Raw genomic sequence first — 580 nt, forward strand, 5'->3', positions numbered from 1 at the left:
TCAAGCGTTAATAGCGTTTGGGTGTGACGTTACTCGCAGAAGAAGCACCGGCTAACTTCGTGCCAGCAGCCGCGGTAATACGAGGGGTGCAAGCGTTAATCGGAATTACTGGGCGTAAAGCGTACGCAGGCGGTTTGTTAAGCAAGATGTGAAAGCCCCGGGCTCAACCTGGGAACTGCATTTTGAACTGACAGACTAGAGTCTTGTAGAGGGGGGTAGAATTTCAGGTGTAGCGGTGAAATGCGTAGAGATCTGAAGGAATACCGGTGGCGAAGGCGGCCCCCTGGACAAAGACTGACGCTCATGTACGAAAGCGTGGGGAGCAAACAGGATTAGATACCCTGGTAGTCCACGCCGTAAACGATGTCTACTCGGAGTTTGGTGCCTTGAGCACTGGGCTCCCAAGCTAACGCATTAAGTAGACCGCCTGGGGAGTACGGCCGCAAGGTTAAAACTCAAATGAATTGACGGGGGCCCGCACAAGCGGTGGAGCATGTGGTTTAATTCGATGCAACGCGAAGAACCTTACCTACTCTTGACATCCAGAGAATTCGCTAGAGATAGCTTAGTGCCTTCGGGA

General features: G+C 52.4%; 1 rRNA gene. It reads left to right on the plus strand.

What is annotated here, in order from left to right:
* Positions 1-580: ribosomal RNA gene (locus tag ACVBIL_RS20640) — 16S ribosomal RNA — on the plus strand; the annotation flags it as partial.

Source organism: Shewanella sp. 125m-7 (assembly GCF_052977045.1).